We start from the raw sequence: 16062 nt of genomic DNA on the forward strand, positions 1-16062 counted from the left end.
CGTGGCGCCCGAAGTCTATGTCGCGGTCGGCATCTCCGGCGCCATCCAGCACCTTGCCGGCATGAAGGACTCCAAGACCATCATCGCCATCAACAAGGACGAGGACGCCCCCATCTTCCAGGTCGCAGACATCGGCCTCGTCGGCGACCTCTTCAAAATCCTCCCAGAACTCACCGGGAAAATTTGAAATTAGGCAGGAAGGGGCGGTCGCAGGACCGCCCCGCTTCCCATTTCACCACATCGGCGGCTAGGCCCGGCCGGACATGATGCCGACCCTCCACATGATCCAGTCCACATTGCTCGGCTGGATGCATCGTTATCACGATGCCGCGCTCTGGATCGAGCGCAACGGCCCCGCCAGCGACAAGCTGCTGCACATGAATGCCGGCCTGATCCTCTGGCTGGCGACGGTGCTGCTGCGTGGCCGCTCGTGGGGTGACAAACGCAACCTTCTTCCCCTCGTGCTGCTGGAAACGCTCAACGAGGTTGCGGATTATCTCTTTCCCTATCGCTGGACGCTTTCGGGCACGATCGCCGATCTGTTCTGGACGTTCTTCTGGCCCTTCCTGCTCGCCTTCCTGATCGGCGGCAGGGGTACGACGGGGAGGAGACGATGATCGCACGGCATCTGCGCATTACGGGAAAGGTGCAGGGCGTCTGGTATCGCGCCTGGTTCGCGGATCAGGCGCGCGCGCTCGGCCTCGATGGCTGGGTGCGCAATCGCGCGGACGGCAGCGTCGAGGCGGTGGTGCGCGGCCCGCGCGAGATGATCGATACGATCATCGCCCGCGCGCGCGAAGGCTCGCCCGCATCGCGCGTGGCGGATGTGATCGTGACCGACGATGCGCCGGCCGAAACGCTGCGGGGCTTTGAGAAACGCCCGACCGTCTGAGACGGCCGGGCGTTATGTCGATCCGAAGATGTCGACGGATCCGATTATTTCGGCGCGATCACCATCAGCATCTGGCGGCCTTCGGTGCGCGGAAACTGCTCGACCTTGGCGACTTCGGCCGTGTCCGCCTGAACGCGCTGCAGCACCTGCATGCCCAGTTGAAGATGCGCCATCTCGCGGCCACGGAAGCGCAGGGTGCATTTCACCTTGTCGCCTTCCTCGATGAACTCGAAGATCTTCTTCATCTTCGTTTCATAATCATGATCGTCGATGTTCGGACGCATCTTGATCTCCTTGATCTCCTGCGTCTTCTGGCTCTTGCGGGCGAGATTCGCCTTCTTCTGCGTCTCGTATTTGAACTTGCCGACGTCGAGGAACTTGGCGACGGGCGGATCGGCATTGGGCGAGACCTCGACGAGATCGAGCCCGACCTCGGCGGCCTGCGCCATCGCCTCGCGCGTGTACATCACGCCCAGATTTTCGCCATTCTCGTCGATCACCCGAACCTTTTGGCTCTGGATGAACTCGTTGTAGCGCGGGCCGTTCAGCGGCATCGGCGGCTGGCCGAGCGGACGGCGCATCATGGGCGGTGGTATAACGCTTTCTCCTGTCGCGGCGGGATGCCGCTCTTTCCAATATAGCGAAGTGACCGGGCCTTTTAAAGGCGCGGCCACTCCGTTCGGTTCGAGGTCGCTCCGGTCCGCTCAGGCGGCGGAAACGGCCGCCAGATCGGGCGGGGTCGCCTCTGCGGAAAGCATGGCGATCGCCTCGTCGAGCGACACGATCTGCTGGCCTTCCCGGCCGAGGCGGCGGATCGCGACCGTGCCTTCCTCGGCTTCACGACGACCGACCACCAGCAGAGCCGGCACGCGCGCCAGGCTGTGTTCGCGTACCTTGTAGTTGATCTTCTCGTTGCGCAGATCGCCTTCCACGCGCAGTCCTGCCGCGCGCAGCCTGGCCACCGCCGCATTCGCATAATCATCCGCGTCGGATACGATCGTCGCCACCACGGCCTGCACCGGCGAAAGCCACATCGGCATGCGGCCGGCATGATGCTCGATCAGGATGCCGATGAAGCGTTCGAACGTGCCGAGGATGGCGCGATGGAGCATGATCGGCCGGTGCTTGGCCCCGTCCTCGCCCACGAAGGCCGCATCCAGCCGCTCGGGCAGCACCGTATCGGTTTGCAGTGTGCCGCACTGCCACGTCCGCCCGATCGCGTCGGTCAGGTGGAATTCCAGCTTCGGCGCGTAGAAAGCGCCTTCACCGGGCAGTTCCTCCCAGCCGAATTCCTCCGTGGCGCGGCCCGTGGCGGCCACGGCATCGCGCAGGCTCTGCTCGGCCCAGTCCCACATCTCCTCGCTGCCGAAGCGCTTCTCGGGGCGCAGTGCCAGCTTGATCGCATATTTCTCGAAACCGAGATCCTTATAGACCACGTCAAGCAGATCGCAGAAGCGCGTCACCTCATCCACCAGCTGGTCCGGCCGGATAAAGATGTGGGCGTCGTCCTGCGTGAACTGGCGCACGCGCATGATGCCGTGCAGCGCGCCATGTGCCTCGTTGCGATGGCAGCAGCCGAATTCGGCCATGCGGATCGGCAGGTCGCGATAGCTCTTGATGCCCTGCTTGAAGATCAACACATGCGCCGGGCAGTTCATCGGCTTCAGTGCCATCAGATCGCCCTCGCCGGTCAGGACGGGGCCCTCCTCCTCGGTGTTGGGTACCTCGTCCGGCACGACGAACATGTTCTCGCGATATTTGCCCCAGTGGCCACTCTGCTCCCACTGGCGGGCGTCCATCAGCTGTGGCGTCTTCACCTCGGCATAGTCGGCCGCATCCAGCCGGCGGCGCATATAGGCCTCCAGCGCGCGCCACATGACGAAGCCCTTGGGGTGCCAGAAGACGGATCCCTGCGCCTCGGACTGGAGGTGGAACAGATCCATCTCCTGCCCGATCCGGCGGTGATCGCGCTTGGCAGCCTCTTCCAGCCGCGTCAGGTGCGCATCGAGCTGCTTCCTGTTGAGCCAGCCCGTGCCGTAGATGCGGCTCAGCATCGCATTCTTCTGATCGCCGCGCCAATAGGCGCCGGAGACGCGCGTCAGCTTGAAGGCGTTCGGATCCAGCTTGCCCGTGGAGGCGAGATGGGGGCCACGGCACATGTCGAGGAAGTCGCCCGCGCGATAGACGGTCAGTTCCTCGCCCTCGGGCAGCTCGCCCGCCCATTCGGCCTTGAACGTCTCGCCCTGCCGCTTCCACAAGGCGATCAGGTCGTCGCGATCCCACACTTCGCGGACCAGCTTCTCGTCCTTGGCGATGATGCGGCGCATCTCCGCCTCGATCGCGGGCAGATCCTCTTCGGTGAAGGCGCGATCCTTCGGCGCGAAATCATAATAGAAGCCGTCGTCCGTGGAGGGACCGAACGTGATCTGCGTGCCGGGGAACAGGCTCTGCACCGCTTCCGCCAGCACATGCGCATAATCGTGGCGCACGAGTTCCAGCGCGTCGGCCTCGTCTTTCGCCGTCACCAAAGCGAGGCTCGCATCCTGTTCCAGCGGGCGCATGATATCGCGCAGTTCGCCGTCGACGCGCGCCGCGATCGCCGCCTTGGCGAGGCCCGGCCCGATCGCCGCCGCGATGTCCGCCGGGGTGGTGCCGGCCGCGACTTCGCGGACGGAGCCATCGGGCAGACTGATCTTCAGCAGTGCGGACATGATTTCTTTCGGGCCTTCTGAAAGGAGGAAGCCGCGCTTAGGCGGGCCTGCGGGATATAGGCAAGCATGCGCGTGCCTCAAAGGTCGGTGGCGAGGGTGATGGCGATGCCCGATCCGGGGCGGGCATCCCCCGCGATTCGCAGGCGCCCCTCGATCGCGAGGCTCAGCGCATGATCCGCCATCGGCAGGTGGAAGACGGCGCGCGGCCCGATATCGAGGCGCGCCGCACGCGGCTGTGCCGCCCCCCAGAGGCCGCCGCCCAGGCCGATCGCGGCCCGCCCTGTCGGGATTGGCCGCTCGATCCGCACGGCGCCGTCGGCGAACAGATCGCCCCGCCGCGCGCCGACGATGCCCGCCTGTGCATAGGCGTCCAGCCTCAGTGTTGCGCCGAGCGTCCGATAGAATCCGCCAGCGGCATAGGCCGACCAGGCGGAACGCCCGCCGGAATCGATCCGCTGCCGCCGCTCCACCGAGATGCGCAGAGGCTGGCCGGCGTAAGGGTGCCAGTCGAGCCCCAACGCCGCCTCGGCACCCTTGGCTGCGAGCGGAGCATAGAGTCGCGCGGCCGCCGTCCCATGGCCGTCGCCATCGATCGGCATCGCGATTCTCAGGGCTGCCTGGCTTCCGCCCAGCGCGCTTCCGGCGGCCAGCGCCCGCCCGCTGCCGGGCCGCAGGAAAAGATAGGCCTGCGCTTCGATGCCGGGCCGTGAAGCCCGGCCAGGGGCGGGCAGGGCGGTGGCCCGGTTTCGTTCGGGCGGATCAGGCGGACCCGGGATCGCCTCCGGCGAGGGCCCGCCCCTCCAGGAGATGATGATGGCGGGGTAGGTTTCGCGGACGTATTTCGGATTCCTCCGGATGGCGTGTCTGATCCTGAAGTGTCCCGGACCGCCCTCCTCTCCGGCCCGCCCGGCGACGGGTTGGGCGGTGGAGACGGAGGGGGAGATATGCGGCGGGCGTGGTCCGTCGTTCGCGCTTGCCATCACCGCTCCGGCCTTCGCGACAGGCGGCGCCGCCGCCGGCCAGAGCATGATCGCGCGAGCCAGCGCCCAGCCGCCGATCACCAGCAGCAGGAAGCGGCCCTGACGCCCTCTCAATCGCCTGCCCCTTCAGGAAAGCGATGACGTGTCTTGTCCCACACGGGCGTCCTGCCGGGCACATAGCGCATCACCGCGCGCCGTGCTGCGGCGATTTCGATGAGATTGGCGATGAACACGCGGGGGATAGCGCACAGCCCCTCGCGCCAGCCATAGGCCCTCGTCACGAAGAAGGCGCGCATCGAGAGTCGCCAGACGAGCAGGGTGCTCGTCAGCATCAGGAGGGAATTCAGTGCCGGTGGCCAGCCGGGATCGACGCCCACGATCCAGCATAGGATCGTCAGAAGAAGCGCCGCATAAGCGACGGCCAGCACCAGCGCGGCGATCGGGGCGCGGCGATCGCGCACCCGCATCCAGCGCTCGGTGAGGCCGCCCTCCCAGCGCAACCTGTCCCATCCCGCCAGCGCGATGCCGATGATCCATCGCGTCTTCTGGCGCACCGCGTCTTCGACCGTCTCGGGAAAATGGGCGCGCACGGCAACGGGACCGTGCCCCGGCGCAACGGGCAGGATCACGAACGCGCTGCGCCCGCCGATCGCGCATACGCGCAGCCCCAGCTCATAATCCTCGGTCAGGCTTTCCGCCGAGAAGGGCAGGCCGCCGCTCTCGTCCGCGATGCGCGCGATCATTTCGCGCCGGATCGCGCAGCCCACCCCGGCCGAGGGGACGGCCGCCCCCACCGCCTCGCGCAGCACGAGGCTTTTCTGGTGCGATTCGGCGAATTCGTCCGCGTAGGTGGCGGAAACCATCCAGGCCCAGCGGCTCTCCGATGCGAGCAGCGGGAGAACCGGGATCTGCACGAGATCGAAGCGCTCGATCATCCGGTCGTAGAGATCCAGTTCGTGCGGGTGGATCACATCCTCGGCATCGTGCAGCACGATCGCCTTGAAGCGACGGCCCGATTCCCGCTCGTCGGCCAGCATGGCGCGCCACACGCGATTGAGGCACTCTGCCTTTGTGGTCGGCCCCGGCAGCACGCCGCTCACCATGCGGACGCGTGCATCCCCGATGCCGAGCACCGCCCGTTCCGTCTCCGGATCGTTGGGATAGGTGCCGACATAGATCCGATAGTTGCGGTGGCGGATGCCGGCCAGCGCGGTGCGCAGCATCGGGCCGATCACGGCGGATTCGGCCCATGCACCCACGAAGATCGCGAGAGTGCCCGGCTCTTCGGGCGGGGGCAGCGTCGCCATCGTCGTCCGGGCGTGGCGCCGATAGACGGTCGCACGCCGCCACAGGGTCCGCGTGATCCACAGCAGATCCACCGCAAGGTCGTCCAGCCCGCCAATGGCCAGGCCGATCGCCGCGAACAGCCCCAGTTCGCGCGCCAGTGCCGCGAGCAGCCACGCCGCAGCCTGTGTTGCGGTTTCGATTTCCCCCATGTCCCCATCGGCCAGCGTAGGTCCGGATCGGCCACTTACAAGGGCGAATCGGCAATTGCCGGGGATTTCCCGCTCGTATAGCTGCATCGGGATGGTCGAAACCAAGTCCTCGCCTGCCGTTCTGGCCTTTATCGCGGGGGAGGCGGCGGGCGGCATCGTGCTGATCGTGGCGGCGGCACTGGCGCTGATCGTCGCCAATTCTCCGCTCGCGGCCTCCTATCAGGCCGCGCTTCATGCCAGGCTTGGGCCGCTCAGTGCCGCGCATTGGGTGAATGATGGGCTGATGGCTTTCTTCTTCCTGCTCGTCGGGCTGGAAGTGAAACGGGAGGCGCTGGAAGGCGCGCTCAGCACTGGGGGAGCGCGCGTGCTGCCGGTGATCGCGGCGGGGGCGGGCATGATCGTGCCGGCGCTGGTCTATCTGGCGATCGCCGGGTCCGCGCCGGGGCTGGCGCGGGGCTGGGCCATTCCCGCCGCCACCGATATCGCCTTCGCGCAGGCCGTGCTGCTGCTGGCCGGAAGCCGGGTGCCGGCCTCTTTACGCCTGTTCCTCACCACCATCGCCGTGGTTGACGATATCGGCGCGGTGCTCATCATCGCGCTCGGCTATACGGCGCAGGTCGATCTCGTGATGCTGGCGGCGGCAGCCGCGATTCTGGGGGTGATGATCCTGCTCAACCGGCGCGGTGTGGACAGGTTGTGGCCCTATCTGTTGCTTGCCGCACTCTTATGGGTCGCCGTCTATCGCTCGGGCGTCCACGCCACCGTCGCCGGCGTGCTCGCCGCGCTCACCATACCGTCGCGCGGACATGACGGCACCTCTCCGCTCGGTACACTGGAACATGCGCTGCATCCGTGGGTGGCCTTCGCGATCGTGCCGCTGTTCGGATTCGCCAATGCAGGGCTTTCGCTGAAGGGGCTGGATCCGATGGCTCTGCTGGCGCCGCTCCCGCTGGCGGTTGCGCTCGGCCTGTTTCTTGGCAAGCAGGCAGGGATCGGCATCGGCACCTTCGCGTGCCTCCGCTTCCGGCTGGCGGAGCGGCCGGAAGGCGCCAGCGGAATGCAGCTTTACGGAGTCGCGCTGCTGGCGGGAATCGGCTTCACGATGAGCCTGTTCGTCGGCGGCCTCGCCTTCGGGGAGGGCGCCATGCTCGATGAGGTGAAGCTGGGCGTCCTCGCTGGATCGCTCCTGTCGGCTTTGGCCGGTTTCCTGCTGCTCCGCTTCGCCCGACCGCTTCCCGCCTATCAGTGAAGCTCTTGCCAGGTCCCGGGGGACACGTCCCGCCTGCCCGCCCCGGAATCGAGCCAGCCCTTGCCAGCGGATCGGCACTCGATCATATGCCCGCGCGGGAGTCGGGCGGACGGTGCCGTCGCCAACCCGGTCAGGTCCGGAAGGAAGCAGCCGCAACGATTTCGTATCGGGTCGTTCCGGCTCCCACCCTCGCTCAGCGCCTCATGCCAGCGCGGCCCTGCTTCGATAGCGCCGCCCCAGTCCGCCGATCAGGCCGAAGCCTAGCACGAACTCCGCCCAGGTTGCCGGTTCCGGCACGTCGGTCGCGAAGGCACGGAAGGCATCCGCCGTGCTGAAGCTGTAGCCGGCGGTGTCGCGCGCATTGTCCGCGAGATTCCAGCCGATCGCGTCCATCGCCGCCAGATCCAGCCCCGTCACGGAATCGCCCTGACCGCTACAGATATAGGGGTTCATGATGCCCAGGAAATTGCTGCACGCCCCGTCGCGGGTCGATTGATCGGCCGGCTGCAGCCAGTGCGACGCCTGATTTTCGTCTCCGTTGAAGGCGCCGAGAGAAAAGGCGCCGGTACCGTAGACGGCGGTGGATCCATCGACCGAGAAGAGTTTCTTGCCGTCGCTGGTTGACCAGTCGAGCAGCCCGTTCTCATTGTAACGATAGAGATCGAGCACGCTGCCGATCGCGAAATCCTCGATATTGTAGACGCCGGGGATCAGGATGCCCAGGCGCAGCGCCTGCGCATAGGTGATCGGAATGCCGTTGACCTCGGCGTAGACCGGGCTGTTCGGCCCGGAGAGCAGATCATAGGTGTCGACGCCGCTCACGAAGCCCAGGGCGTGGCCGATTTCATGGATCGCGACGCCGATGAAATCCGAGGTTCCGGTGGAAATTCCATCGGTCGGATTGAAGTCGAAGGCGAAATCGCTGCTGAAGACGATCGTGCCATCATAGCTGGTATCGATCGGGTCGCCATTGGCATCCGTGGTGAAGCCCAGCGCGCGCAGATTCGCGGTGTTGACGTCCAGCACATAATTGTTCGCGGATCGGTTGATGTCGAAGCGCGTGCCACTGTCCGTATAGCCGCGTTGCGTCACCGGATTGGCATAATCGTTCACGACCATGTTGATCGCGCCATTGGCGCCAAACTGGTGGGGCAGGTTTGCCACCGCCGTCTGGTCGATCAGCGAGCTCCTGTCGGCGGCGAGGGCGCCATAGACGTCGGAAACGTAGGCGACCTGCGAGTTGCTCCCGGTGGAACCCAATATGTTGGCGCCGAGGCTGGAAAAGCCGATCTCGAGATTCACGGTCACATCGTCGGTCAGCACCGAGGACCAGAATTTGGCGGCGATATCGAAGCCCTGACGGGCGAGCGTGCCCTGCGCGGTTCCGCCGATATCGGTGAGGTTGAAGGTCACGGCCTGCGCCGGCTGAGTCGTGAAGGCGGCGAATGCGATCACGGATGCCACGATACGCCTGATACGTGCACGCACCATACTCTTTACCCCCTTTTACTGGTTCTCCGACATGTCTGAATTATGAATTGCATGTTAACGATACTGCCGGAAAGCTGCGGAGCGTCAAGGGTCGATCGCACCCGGCACGCAGAAATCCTTGAATTGCGATGATTCGTGCAAAACGGCGGCCGCGCCGGATATTCCGCGCTTTGTTGCTCGCGGCGGGGAATGACGGGACGGTGCGGAGCGGCTAGTCTGGTTTCGATGTCCGAATCCGCCCCCGTCTATCGCGTTCTCGCGCGCAAATACCGGCCCCAGCGCTTTACCGAACTGATCGGTCAGGATGCGATGGTGCAGACGCTGGGCAATGCCATCGCCCGGGATCGGCTGGCCCATGCCTTCCTGCTCACGGGCGTTCGCGGAGTGGGCAAGACGTCCACGGCGCGGCTGATCGCCAAGGCGCTCAACTGCATCGGCCCGGACGGGCACGGCGGCCCCACCATTGATCCCTGCGGCGTGTGCGAGCCATGCGTTGCGATCGCGGAGGGGCGCCACATCGACGTGGTGGAGATGGACGCCGCCAGCCATACCGGCGTGGACGATGTGCGCGAGATCATCGAGGCGGTGCGCTACGCGGCCGTCTCCGCGCGCTACAAGGTCTATATCGTGGACGAGGTCCACATGCTGACCAAGAATGCGTTCAACGCTCTTCTGAAGACGCTGGAGGAGCCGCCCGCGCACGTGAAATTCCTGTTCGCCACCACCGAGGTGAACAAGGTGCCCGTCACCGTCCTGTCGCGCTGCCAGCGGTTCGATCTGCGCCGCATCCCGGCCGACAGCCTTGCCGCCCATTTCGCGCATGTCGTGGAGGAGGAAGGCGTCGAGGTGGAAGCCGAGGCGCTGGCGCTGATCGCGCGCGCGGCGGAAGGATCCGCGCGCGACGGGCTTTCGATCCTCGATCAGGCGATCGCGCATGGCGCGGCGGAGGGAGGCGTCACCGCCGCCCAGGTGCGCGACATGCTGGGTCTTTCCGATCGCGGCGCGATCCGCCGGCTGTTTGGCCAGCTGCTCGTGGGCGACGTGCCGGCGGTGTTGGCATCGGTCGCACAGCAGCATGCGCTGGGCGTGGAACCGGTGGCGATGCTCAAGGGGCTGCTGGAGACGGTTCACGGCGTCACCCGTGCGAAGGTGGGCGGTGCAGATGATCCCGCGCTCTCCGCCGAGGAACGCGAGGCCTTTTCCGATTGGGCGAGCCGCATGGGCTTCGCCACTCTCCATCGCCTGTGGCAGCTCTTGCTGAAGGGCCATGGCGAGGTGCAGACGGCCGTTCTGCCGCGTGAGGCGGCCGAGATGGCGCTGCTGCGCGTCGTCCATGCCAGCCAGCTGCCCGATCCGCAGGATCTGGCGCGCAGGCTCCGTTCGGGCGAGCTTTCGGTGCCGTCCACCGGCCCGGCCGCCGCGCCCCCCCCGGTCGCAGCCCCGCTTCCTCCTGTATCGGTGGCGAGTGAGCCGCCGATGCCGGCGCTTCCCCAGGATCCGCAGGCGCTCCATGATCTTCTGGAAAGCAGCAAGGCGCACCGGCTGGCCGTGCAGGTGCGGGCCGCGCGGTTCATCCGGTTCGAGGCGCCCACCTTGCTGATGGCGACCGGCCCCGGCGTGAATGCCGGCTTCGCGCGCGAAGTGCAGGATTGCCTTCGCAAGGCGCTGCCCGGCCATGTCTGGCGGGTCGAGGTGGCGGACGGGATCGGCCGGCCCTCGCTGGATGATGAGGAGAAGGCGCAGGAAACGGCCGCGCGCGACGCGATTCTGGCCGCGCCCGTCGTTGCCGCGGCCTTCGCCGCCTTTCCCGATGCGGAGCTGATCGGCTACGCGCCGGAGGATAGCAGGAGTATCGCTCGATGAAGGACCTCAACGAATTGATGGCCGCCGCCCAGGAGGCGGCCGCTTCCATCCAGGCCCAGATGGCCGATGCCCAGGCGGGGCTCGACAAGCTGGAAGTGGAAGGCGTGGCCGGCGGCGGCCTCGTGAAGATCCGCGCGACGGCCAAGGGGCGCATCCTCGGCGTTGCGATCGATGATTCGCTGATGGTGCTTTCCGAAAAGCAGATGCTGGAGGATCTGATCGCCGCCGCGCTCAACGATGCGCGCGGCAAGGCCGATGCGGCCGGCAATGCCGAGATGAGCAAGATGACGGCGGGCCTGCCGCTCCCGCCCGGTTTCAAGCTGCCTTTCTGATCCTCGGGCGGGCGGCTGGTCCCGTGTCCGCCGGGGGACGCCCCCGTGGCCAGGGCGCTGGACGGTGAAACGATCGCGCGTTAACCCGGTCGCCATCCTTTGAAGGCAGACGTCCGGGGGACAATGCGCGTCGCCTATCTCGTCAATCGCTATCCGGCCGTGAGCCACAGCTTCATCCGACGCGAGATTGCGGGGGTGGAGATGGCAGGCGTCGATGTCGCGCGCTTCTCGATCCGGCCGCCCGATGCCTCGCTTCCTGATGCCGCCGATCGCGCGGAGCTGCCGCGCACCACCGTGATTCTCGCGCAATCGAAGGCCGCGCTGCTGATGGCCGCCCTGTGCATGGCGGTCACCCGCACCGGCCGATTCGTTCGCGCGCTTTCGGCCGCAGTGAAGATGGCGCAGGGGCGGCCGAAGATCGCGCTCAGGCACCTGATCTATCTGGTCGAGGCGTGCTGGCTTGCGGGCAAGCTCAAGGGCGTTGATCGCCTCCACGCCCATTTCGGCACCAACCCCGCCGCCGTCGCGCGGCTCGTCCATATCCTGTCGGGCATTCCCTACAGCTTCACCGTCCATGGCCCCGAAGAATTCGATGCGCCCGGCGCGCTCGATCTGCCGGCCAAGATCGCGGATGCAGCGCAGGTCGTCGCGATCAGCGATTTCGGCCGCAGCCAGCTCATGCGCTGGGCGAAGCCCGCCATGTGGGACAAGCTTCACGTCGTTCGCTGCGGGATAGACGAGGGCTTCGCCGCGGCACCGGCCGCGCCGCCCGTGGCGGATGCCAGATTGTGCTGCGTCGCGCGATTGAGCGCGCAGAAAGGCCTGCCCTTGCTGATCGATGCGGCGGCCCGGTTGAGGGATCGCGGCGTGCCGTTCCATCTGACCCTGGTGGGGGATGGCGAGATGCGCGCGGAGATCGAGCGCGCCATCGCGGATCGTGATCTCGGCGGGATCGTCGCCATCACCGGCTATCTCGATGCGGCGGGCGTCCGTAGCCACATGTTGGCATCGCGCGCCATGGTGTTGCCCAGCTTCGCGGAAGGGCTTCCGGTGGTCATCATGGAGGCGCTGGCGCTGCGCGTGCCGGTGGTGACGACCGCGATTGCGGGCGTGCCCGAGCTGGTCGATACGGCCTGTGGCTGGGTGGTCCCGGCGGGCTCCATCGAGGCGCTGTGCGATGCGATGGAGCTGGCGCTGGCCGCCGATCCGGCGCGGCTCCGGGAAATGGGTGAGGTGGGGCGCGCCCGCGTGCTCGCCCGTCATGATGCGCGCGCGAATGGCGCGGCGATGGCGGATCTGTTCCGCCAATGATCCTTCTCGCCATCCTTGCCGGCCTCGCCTGCCTTCCGCTCATCGTCACCGACGCGGTCTTTCTGGTGGAAGTGCTGCTGGGGCTGCGCTCCAGCGGGCAGGGTGGCCTCGCCCGTCCATCCGGATCGATCGCGCTGATCGTGCCCGCACACAATGAGGAAGGTGTCGTCCGCGCCTCCGTGGAGAAGATGATCGCGGAGGCGCCGGCCGGCACGCGCGTGATCGTCGTCGCGCACAATTGCAGCGATGGCACGGCCGAGCAGGCCCGCGCGGGCGGCGCCGAAGTCCATGTGCTGGACGAGCCCGACCGGCGCGGCAAGGGCTATGCGCTGGCGGGGGGCAAGGCGGCGCTGATGGCCGCGCCTCCGGCCACGGTGATCGTCGTCGATGCCGATTGCACGCCTGCGGCCGGCGCCATCGCCCGTCTGGCCGCCACCGCCGAAAAGAGCGGACGCGCGGTGCAGGCGAGCTACCTCTTCGCGCCCCGCCGCGATGCCGGGCCGATCGTGCAGATCTCCAATTTCGCGATGCTCGTGAAGAATCTCGTGCGCCAGCGCGGCGGCCGGCGGATCGGCGCGCCCGCGCTGATGACCGGATCGGGCATGGCCTTTCCGTGGCCGGTTTATGCGTCGCTCGATCTCGCCACCGGCAATATCGTCGAGGATCTGGCGATGGGCGTGGATCTGGTCCGTCGCGGCCGCGCGCCCCTGTTCGAGCCGCGCGCGACCATCTGGTCCCATCCGTCGAGCGAGCAGGGCACCGGCACCCAGCGCGCGCGCTGGGAGGGCGGCTTCCTCGCCACCGCGCGCATCTTCGGGCTGCCCCTGCTGCTGCGCGGGATCGGGCGGCTCGATTGGCAGATGCTGTGGATGGGGCTCCACCTGCTCACGGCGCCGCTGACGCTTCTGCTGATTCTCAATGCGGCGGCGGTAGCCCTGTGGGGCGTGCTGTGGCTGATCGGGGCCGCGCCTCTCGTCGCCCCGATCGCGGCGCTGGGCCTTTGCGGGTTGGTCGTGGTCGCCGTGCTGGCGGCCTGGGCGCTGGCCGGCCGCGCGATGCTTTCGGCGGCCACGCTCGCGCGGCTGCCGCTCTACATGGTCTGGAAGCTGGCCCTGTACGCCCGCATCGTGCGCGGCCGCGAGACGCCCGACTGGATTCGCACCGAACGGGTGGATTGAAGGCCAGAGATCGCGGCATACCGGCGGGGGCATCGGCCCGGAATGTTCCCTGCAAGAACCAAGCCGAATTGCCGATACGCGTCCAAACGTTTACGGACAGCGCCATGAACGAGATGACCATGTCTGCGTCCGCGCCCTCCGTGCCCGAGCAGGTGGCGGGGCTTGCGATCGTCTCGATCGCCAAGGCCTATGACAAGCGCCAGGTGCTCCACGATGTGAGCCTGGAGGTGGCGCGTGGCGAGGTCGTGGGCCTGCTCGGCCCCAATGGCGCAGGCAAGACGACCTGTTTCTATTCGGTGATGGGCCTCGTGAAGCCCGATGCCGGCCGCATCCTGCTGGATGGCAATGACGTGACGGGCCTGCCCATGTATCGCCGCGCTATCCTGGGCCTGGGCTATCTGCCGCAGGAGACATCGATCTTCCGGGGCCTGAGCGTCGCGCAGAATATCATGTCCGTGCTGGAGGTTTCGGAACCGGACAAGACGGTCCGCGCCGAGCGGCTGGAATCGCTCCTCGGCGAATTCCATCTGGAGCGGCTGCGCGATGCGCCGGCCACCGCGCTTTCGGGCGGCGAGCGGCGCCGCTGCGAGATTGCGCGCAGCCTGGCCGCCGATCCCTCCATCATGCTCCTGGACGAGCCGTTTGCCGGCATCGATCCCATCTCGATTTCCGACATTCGCGATCTGGTGAAGGATCTGAAGCGCCGCGACATCGGCGTGCTCATCACCGATCACAATGTGCGCGAGACGCTCGATATCGTCGATCGCGCCTGCATCATCTATGATGGCCGCGTGCTCTTCCAGGGCAGCCCGGCCGATCTCGTCGCGAACGAGGATGTGCGGCGCCTGTATCTGGGCGAAAGCTTCGAGCTCTAGCCATGGCGTGCGCCTGGGGAACTCCGTTCGTGCCGAGCGACGTCCAGCAGTGCGCGTTGAGCGCCACTGGCCGCGTGCGCGCTCCGGCATCACCCGGCGCCCACGGCTTCGAGTATCACAAGCGGCAATGAGCCTCGCCCCTCGCCTGGATCTGCGCCAATCCCAGTCGCTGGTGATGACGCCGCAGCTGCAGCAGGCGATCAAGTTGCTGGCGCTGTCCAATCTCGAGATCGAAGCGTTCATCGCCGAGGAGATCGAGAAGAATCCTCTCCTTACCGGCGGTGCCGAGGAAGGCGATCCCGCCGCGCCGGACGCCGATGTCGAGGCCATCGCCGATCTGCCGGATCTGCCGGAGGAACCCGTGACGGCCGATCGGCTGATCGAGGCGGGCGATGCCTCCGTCGATGCCCCGCTGGATGTGGATTATGTCGAGGAAACGTTCCACCACGATAGCGCGATCGATTCCTTCGGGCAGCAATCGGGCGGTGCGCCGGAGGAAGGGCTGGATCTGGAGGCGGTCGCCGTCGGCGGCATCTCGCTTCACGATCATCTCGCGGCGCAGGCGGGCGAGCGGCTGGATGGGATCGATCTGCTGATCGCCGCGCGCCTTATCGATGCCATCGATGAGGCCGGCTATCTGACGGAGCCCCCCGGGGAACTGGCCGATCAGCTCGGGATCGATCCGGGCGAGGTCGATCGTGTGCTGGCCGTGATTCAGGCCTTTGATCCCGCCGGCGTCGGCGCGCGCAGCCTGGCCGAATGCCTCGCCATCCAGGCGCGCGAGGCGGATCGCTACGATCCCGCCATGGCGGCCCTGCTCGATCATCTCGATCTGCTGGCCCGGGGCGCGTTGCCGCAGCTTCGCCGCATCTGCGGTGTGGACGAGGAGGATCTCTCGGACATGATCCGGGAGCTGCGCAATTATGATCCCAAGCCGGGCCTGAAATTTGGGGGCGAGCCGGCCACGCCGGTTTCGCCCGATATCTTCGTTGTCCGCACCCGGGGCGGCTGGCAGATCGAATTGAACAGCGCCACGCTGCCGCGCGTGCTGGTCGACCGGCGCTATCATGCGGAATTGAGCGCGGGCGCGGCCAATCGCCAGTCCAAGGCATGGGTGGCCGATTGCCTGGCGAGCGCCAACTGGCTGGTGAAGGCGCTGGATCAGCGCGCGCGCACGATCATCAAGGTCGCCGGTGAGATCGTGAAGCAGCAGGAGGGCTTCTTCCTCCACGGTGTCAGCCATTTGAGGCCGCTCACGCTGAAGGCCGTGGCCGATGCGATCGGCATGCATGAATCGACGGTGAGCCGCGTCACCTCCAACAAATATCTCGCCTGCGAGCGCGGTTTCCACGAGCTCAAATATTTCTTCACGAGCGGCGTGGCCGCCGTGGATGGAGGGGACGCCGTCTCAGCCGAGGCGGTGAAGAGCCAGATCGCCCGGCTGATCGCCGAGGAGGGGGACGATATCCTCTCCGACGACAAATTGGTGGAGGTGCTCAACGCCAGGGGGTTCGGCCTCGCCCGGCGGACCGTGGCGAAATATCGCGAGGCGATCGGTCTGGGCTCCTCCGTGCAACGGCGAAGGGCCCGCGCGCTGGCGAGATAGGCTCGCCCCCCATCAGGCGGCGGCGCGGCGCGCCTCCCAGAGCCCGTAGCCCAGCCCCGAACATGTCACCGCCGTAAC

At 66.9% G+C, this 16062-nt stretch carries 15 protein-coding genes and 1 other RNA gene; 11 read left to right on the forward strand and 5 right to left on the reverse strand.

Going from position 1 to position 16062, the window contains the following annotated elements; all coding sequences use genetic code 11:
- From DI605_RS16925 to DI605_RS16935, 3 genes are all read left to right on the forward strand, one after another.
- Window positions 1-187, forward strand: a 187-nt coding sequence (locus DI605_RS16925) for an FAD-binding protein (RefSeq protein WP_293976250.1), incomplete at its 5' end; no start/stop codon positions are given.
- 76 nt (window positions 188-263) lie between these two features.
- Window positions 264-617 (forward strand): hypothetical protein, encoded by a 354-nt coding sequence (locus DI605_RS16930; protein ID WP_293976252.1) that lies wholly within the window; start codon window positions 264-266, stop codon window positions 615-617.
- Window positions 614-892 (forward strand): acylphosphatase, encoded by a 279-nt coding sequence (locus tag DI605_RS16935; RefSeq protein ID WP_293976254.1) that lies wholly within the window; start codon window positions 614-616, stop codon window positions 890-892. The genes DI605_RS16930 and DI605_RS16935 overlap by 4 nt, the downstream gene beginning before the upstream one ends.
- 44 nt (window positions 893-936) lie before the next feature.
- Here the strand turns inward: DI605_RS16935 and infC are convergent, their stop codons facing one another.
- The 4 genes from infC to DI605_RS16955 form a co-directional block, all read right to left on the reverse strand.
- The gene (gene infC, locus DI605_RS16940; RefSeq protein WP_293976256.1) at window positions 937-1476 is read right to left on the reverse strand and encodes a translation initiation factor IF-3; all 540 of its coding nucleotides are present in this window, start codon (window positions 1474-1476) and stop codon (window positions 937-939) included.
- Between the two features lie 120 nt (window positions 1477-1596).
- A complete protein-coding gene (gene thrS / locus DI605_RS16945; protein WP_293976258.1) occupies window positions 1597-3603 on the reverse strand; it encodes a threonine--tRNA ligase in 2007 nt (668 codons plus the stop codon).
- Between the two features lie 77 nt (window positions 3604-3680).
- Complete coding sequence (locus DI605_RS16950) at window positions 3681-4697, reverse strand: hypothetical protein (protein ID WP_293976260.1); 1017 nt, start codon at window positions 4695-4697, stop codon at window positions 3681-3683.
- Window positions 4694-6079 carry a glycosyl transferase family protein gene (locus DI605_RS16955; protein ID WP_293976262.1) on the reverse strand — a complete coding sequence of 462 codons (1386 nt, stop codon included), beginning with the start codon at window positions 6077-6079 and terminating at the stop codon, window positions 4694-4696. The genes DI605_RS16950 and DI605_RS16955 overlap by 4 nt, the downstream gene beginning before the upstream one ends.
- 91 nt (window positions 6080-6170) lie before the next feature.
- Here DI605_RS16955 and nhaA point away from each other — a divergent pair, with 91 nt between their 5' ends.
- The gene (gene nhaA / locus DI605_RS16960; protein WP_293976264.1) at window positions 6171-7328 is read left to right on the forward strand and encodes a Na+/H+ antiporter NhaA; all 1158 of its coding nucleotides are present in this window, start codon (window positions 6171-6173) and stop codon (window positions 7326-7328) included.
- A gap of 93 nt (window positions 7329-7421) precedes the next feature.
- Window positions 7422-7519, forward strand: an RNA gene (gene ffs / locus DI605_RS16965) — signal recognition particle sRNA small type.
- 10 nt (window positions 7520-7529) lie between these two features.
- Here the strand turns inward: ffs and DI605_RS16970 are convergent.
- The gene (locus DI605_RS16970; RefSeq protein WP_293976266.1) at window positions 7530-8819 is read right to left on the reverse strand and encodes an NF038122 family metalloprotease; all 1290 of its coding nucleotides are present in this window, start codon (window positions 8817-8819) and stop codon (window positions 7530-7532) included.
- 225 nt (window positions 8820-9044) lie between these two features.
- On the opposite strand from DI605_RS16970, the gene DI605_RS16975 reads away from it, so the two are divergent.
- From DI605_RS16975 to rpoN, 6 genes are all read left to right on the forward strand, one after another.
- Window positions 9045-10682 (forward strand): DNA polymerase III subunit gamma/tau, encoded by a 1638-nt coding sequence (locus tag DI605_RS16975; RefSeq protein WP_293976268.1) that lies wholly within the window; start codon window positions 9045-9047, stop codon window positions 10680-10682.
- Window positions 10679-11014, forward strand: a complete 336-nt coding sequence (locus tag DI605_RS16980) for a YbaB/EbfC family nucleoid-associated protein (RefSeq protein WP_293976270.1) — start codon at window positions 10679-10681, stop codon at window positions 11012-11014. The genes DI605_RS16975 and DI605_RS16980 overlap by 4 nt, the downstream gene beginning before the upstream one ends.
- 123 nt (window positions 11015-11137) lie before the next feature.
- Window positions 11138-12325 (forward strand): glycosyltransferase family 4 protein, encoded by a 1188-nt coding sequence (locus DI605_RS16985; RefSeq protein ID WP_293976272.1) that lies wholly within the window; start codon window positions 11138-11140, stop codon window positions 12323-12325.
- The gene (locus DI605_RS16990; protein ID WP_293976274.1) at window positions 12322-13503 is read left to right on the forward strand and encodes a glycosyltransferase family 2 protein; all 1182 of its coding nucleotides are present in this window, start codon (window positions 12322-12324) and stop codon (window positions 13501-13503) included. The genes DI605_RS16985 and DI605_RS16990 overlap by 4 nt, the downstream gene beginning before the upstream one ends.
- Window positions 13504-13607: 104 nt before the next feature.
- Window positions 13608-14378, forward strand: coding sequence for an LPS export ABC transporter ATP-binding protein (gene lptB / locus DI605_RS16995; protein WP_293976276.1), 771 nt, complete (start codon window positions 13608-13610; stop codon window positions 14376-14378).
- Between the two features lie 127 nt (window positions 14379-14505).
- Window positions 14506-15984: an RNA polymerase factor sigma-54 gene (rpoN, locus tag DI605_RS17000; protein ID WP_293976278.1), complete on the forward strand. Its 1479-nt coding sequence runs from the start codon at window positions 14506-14508 to the stop codon at window positions 15982-15984.
- The last annotated feature ends 78 nt before the right edge of the window (window positions 15985-16062 follow it).

It is taken from the genome of Sphingomonas sp., from assembly GCF_003248515.1.
GTDB lineage: Bacteria > Pseudomonadota > Alphaproteobacteria > Sphingomonadales > Sphingomonadaceae > Sphingomonas_I.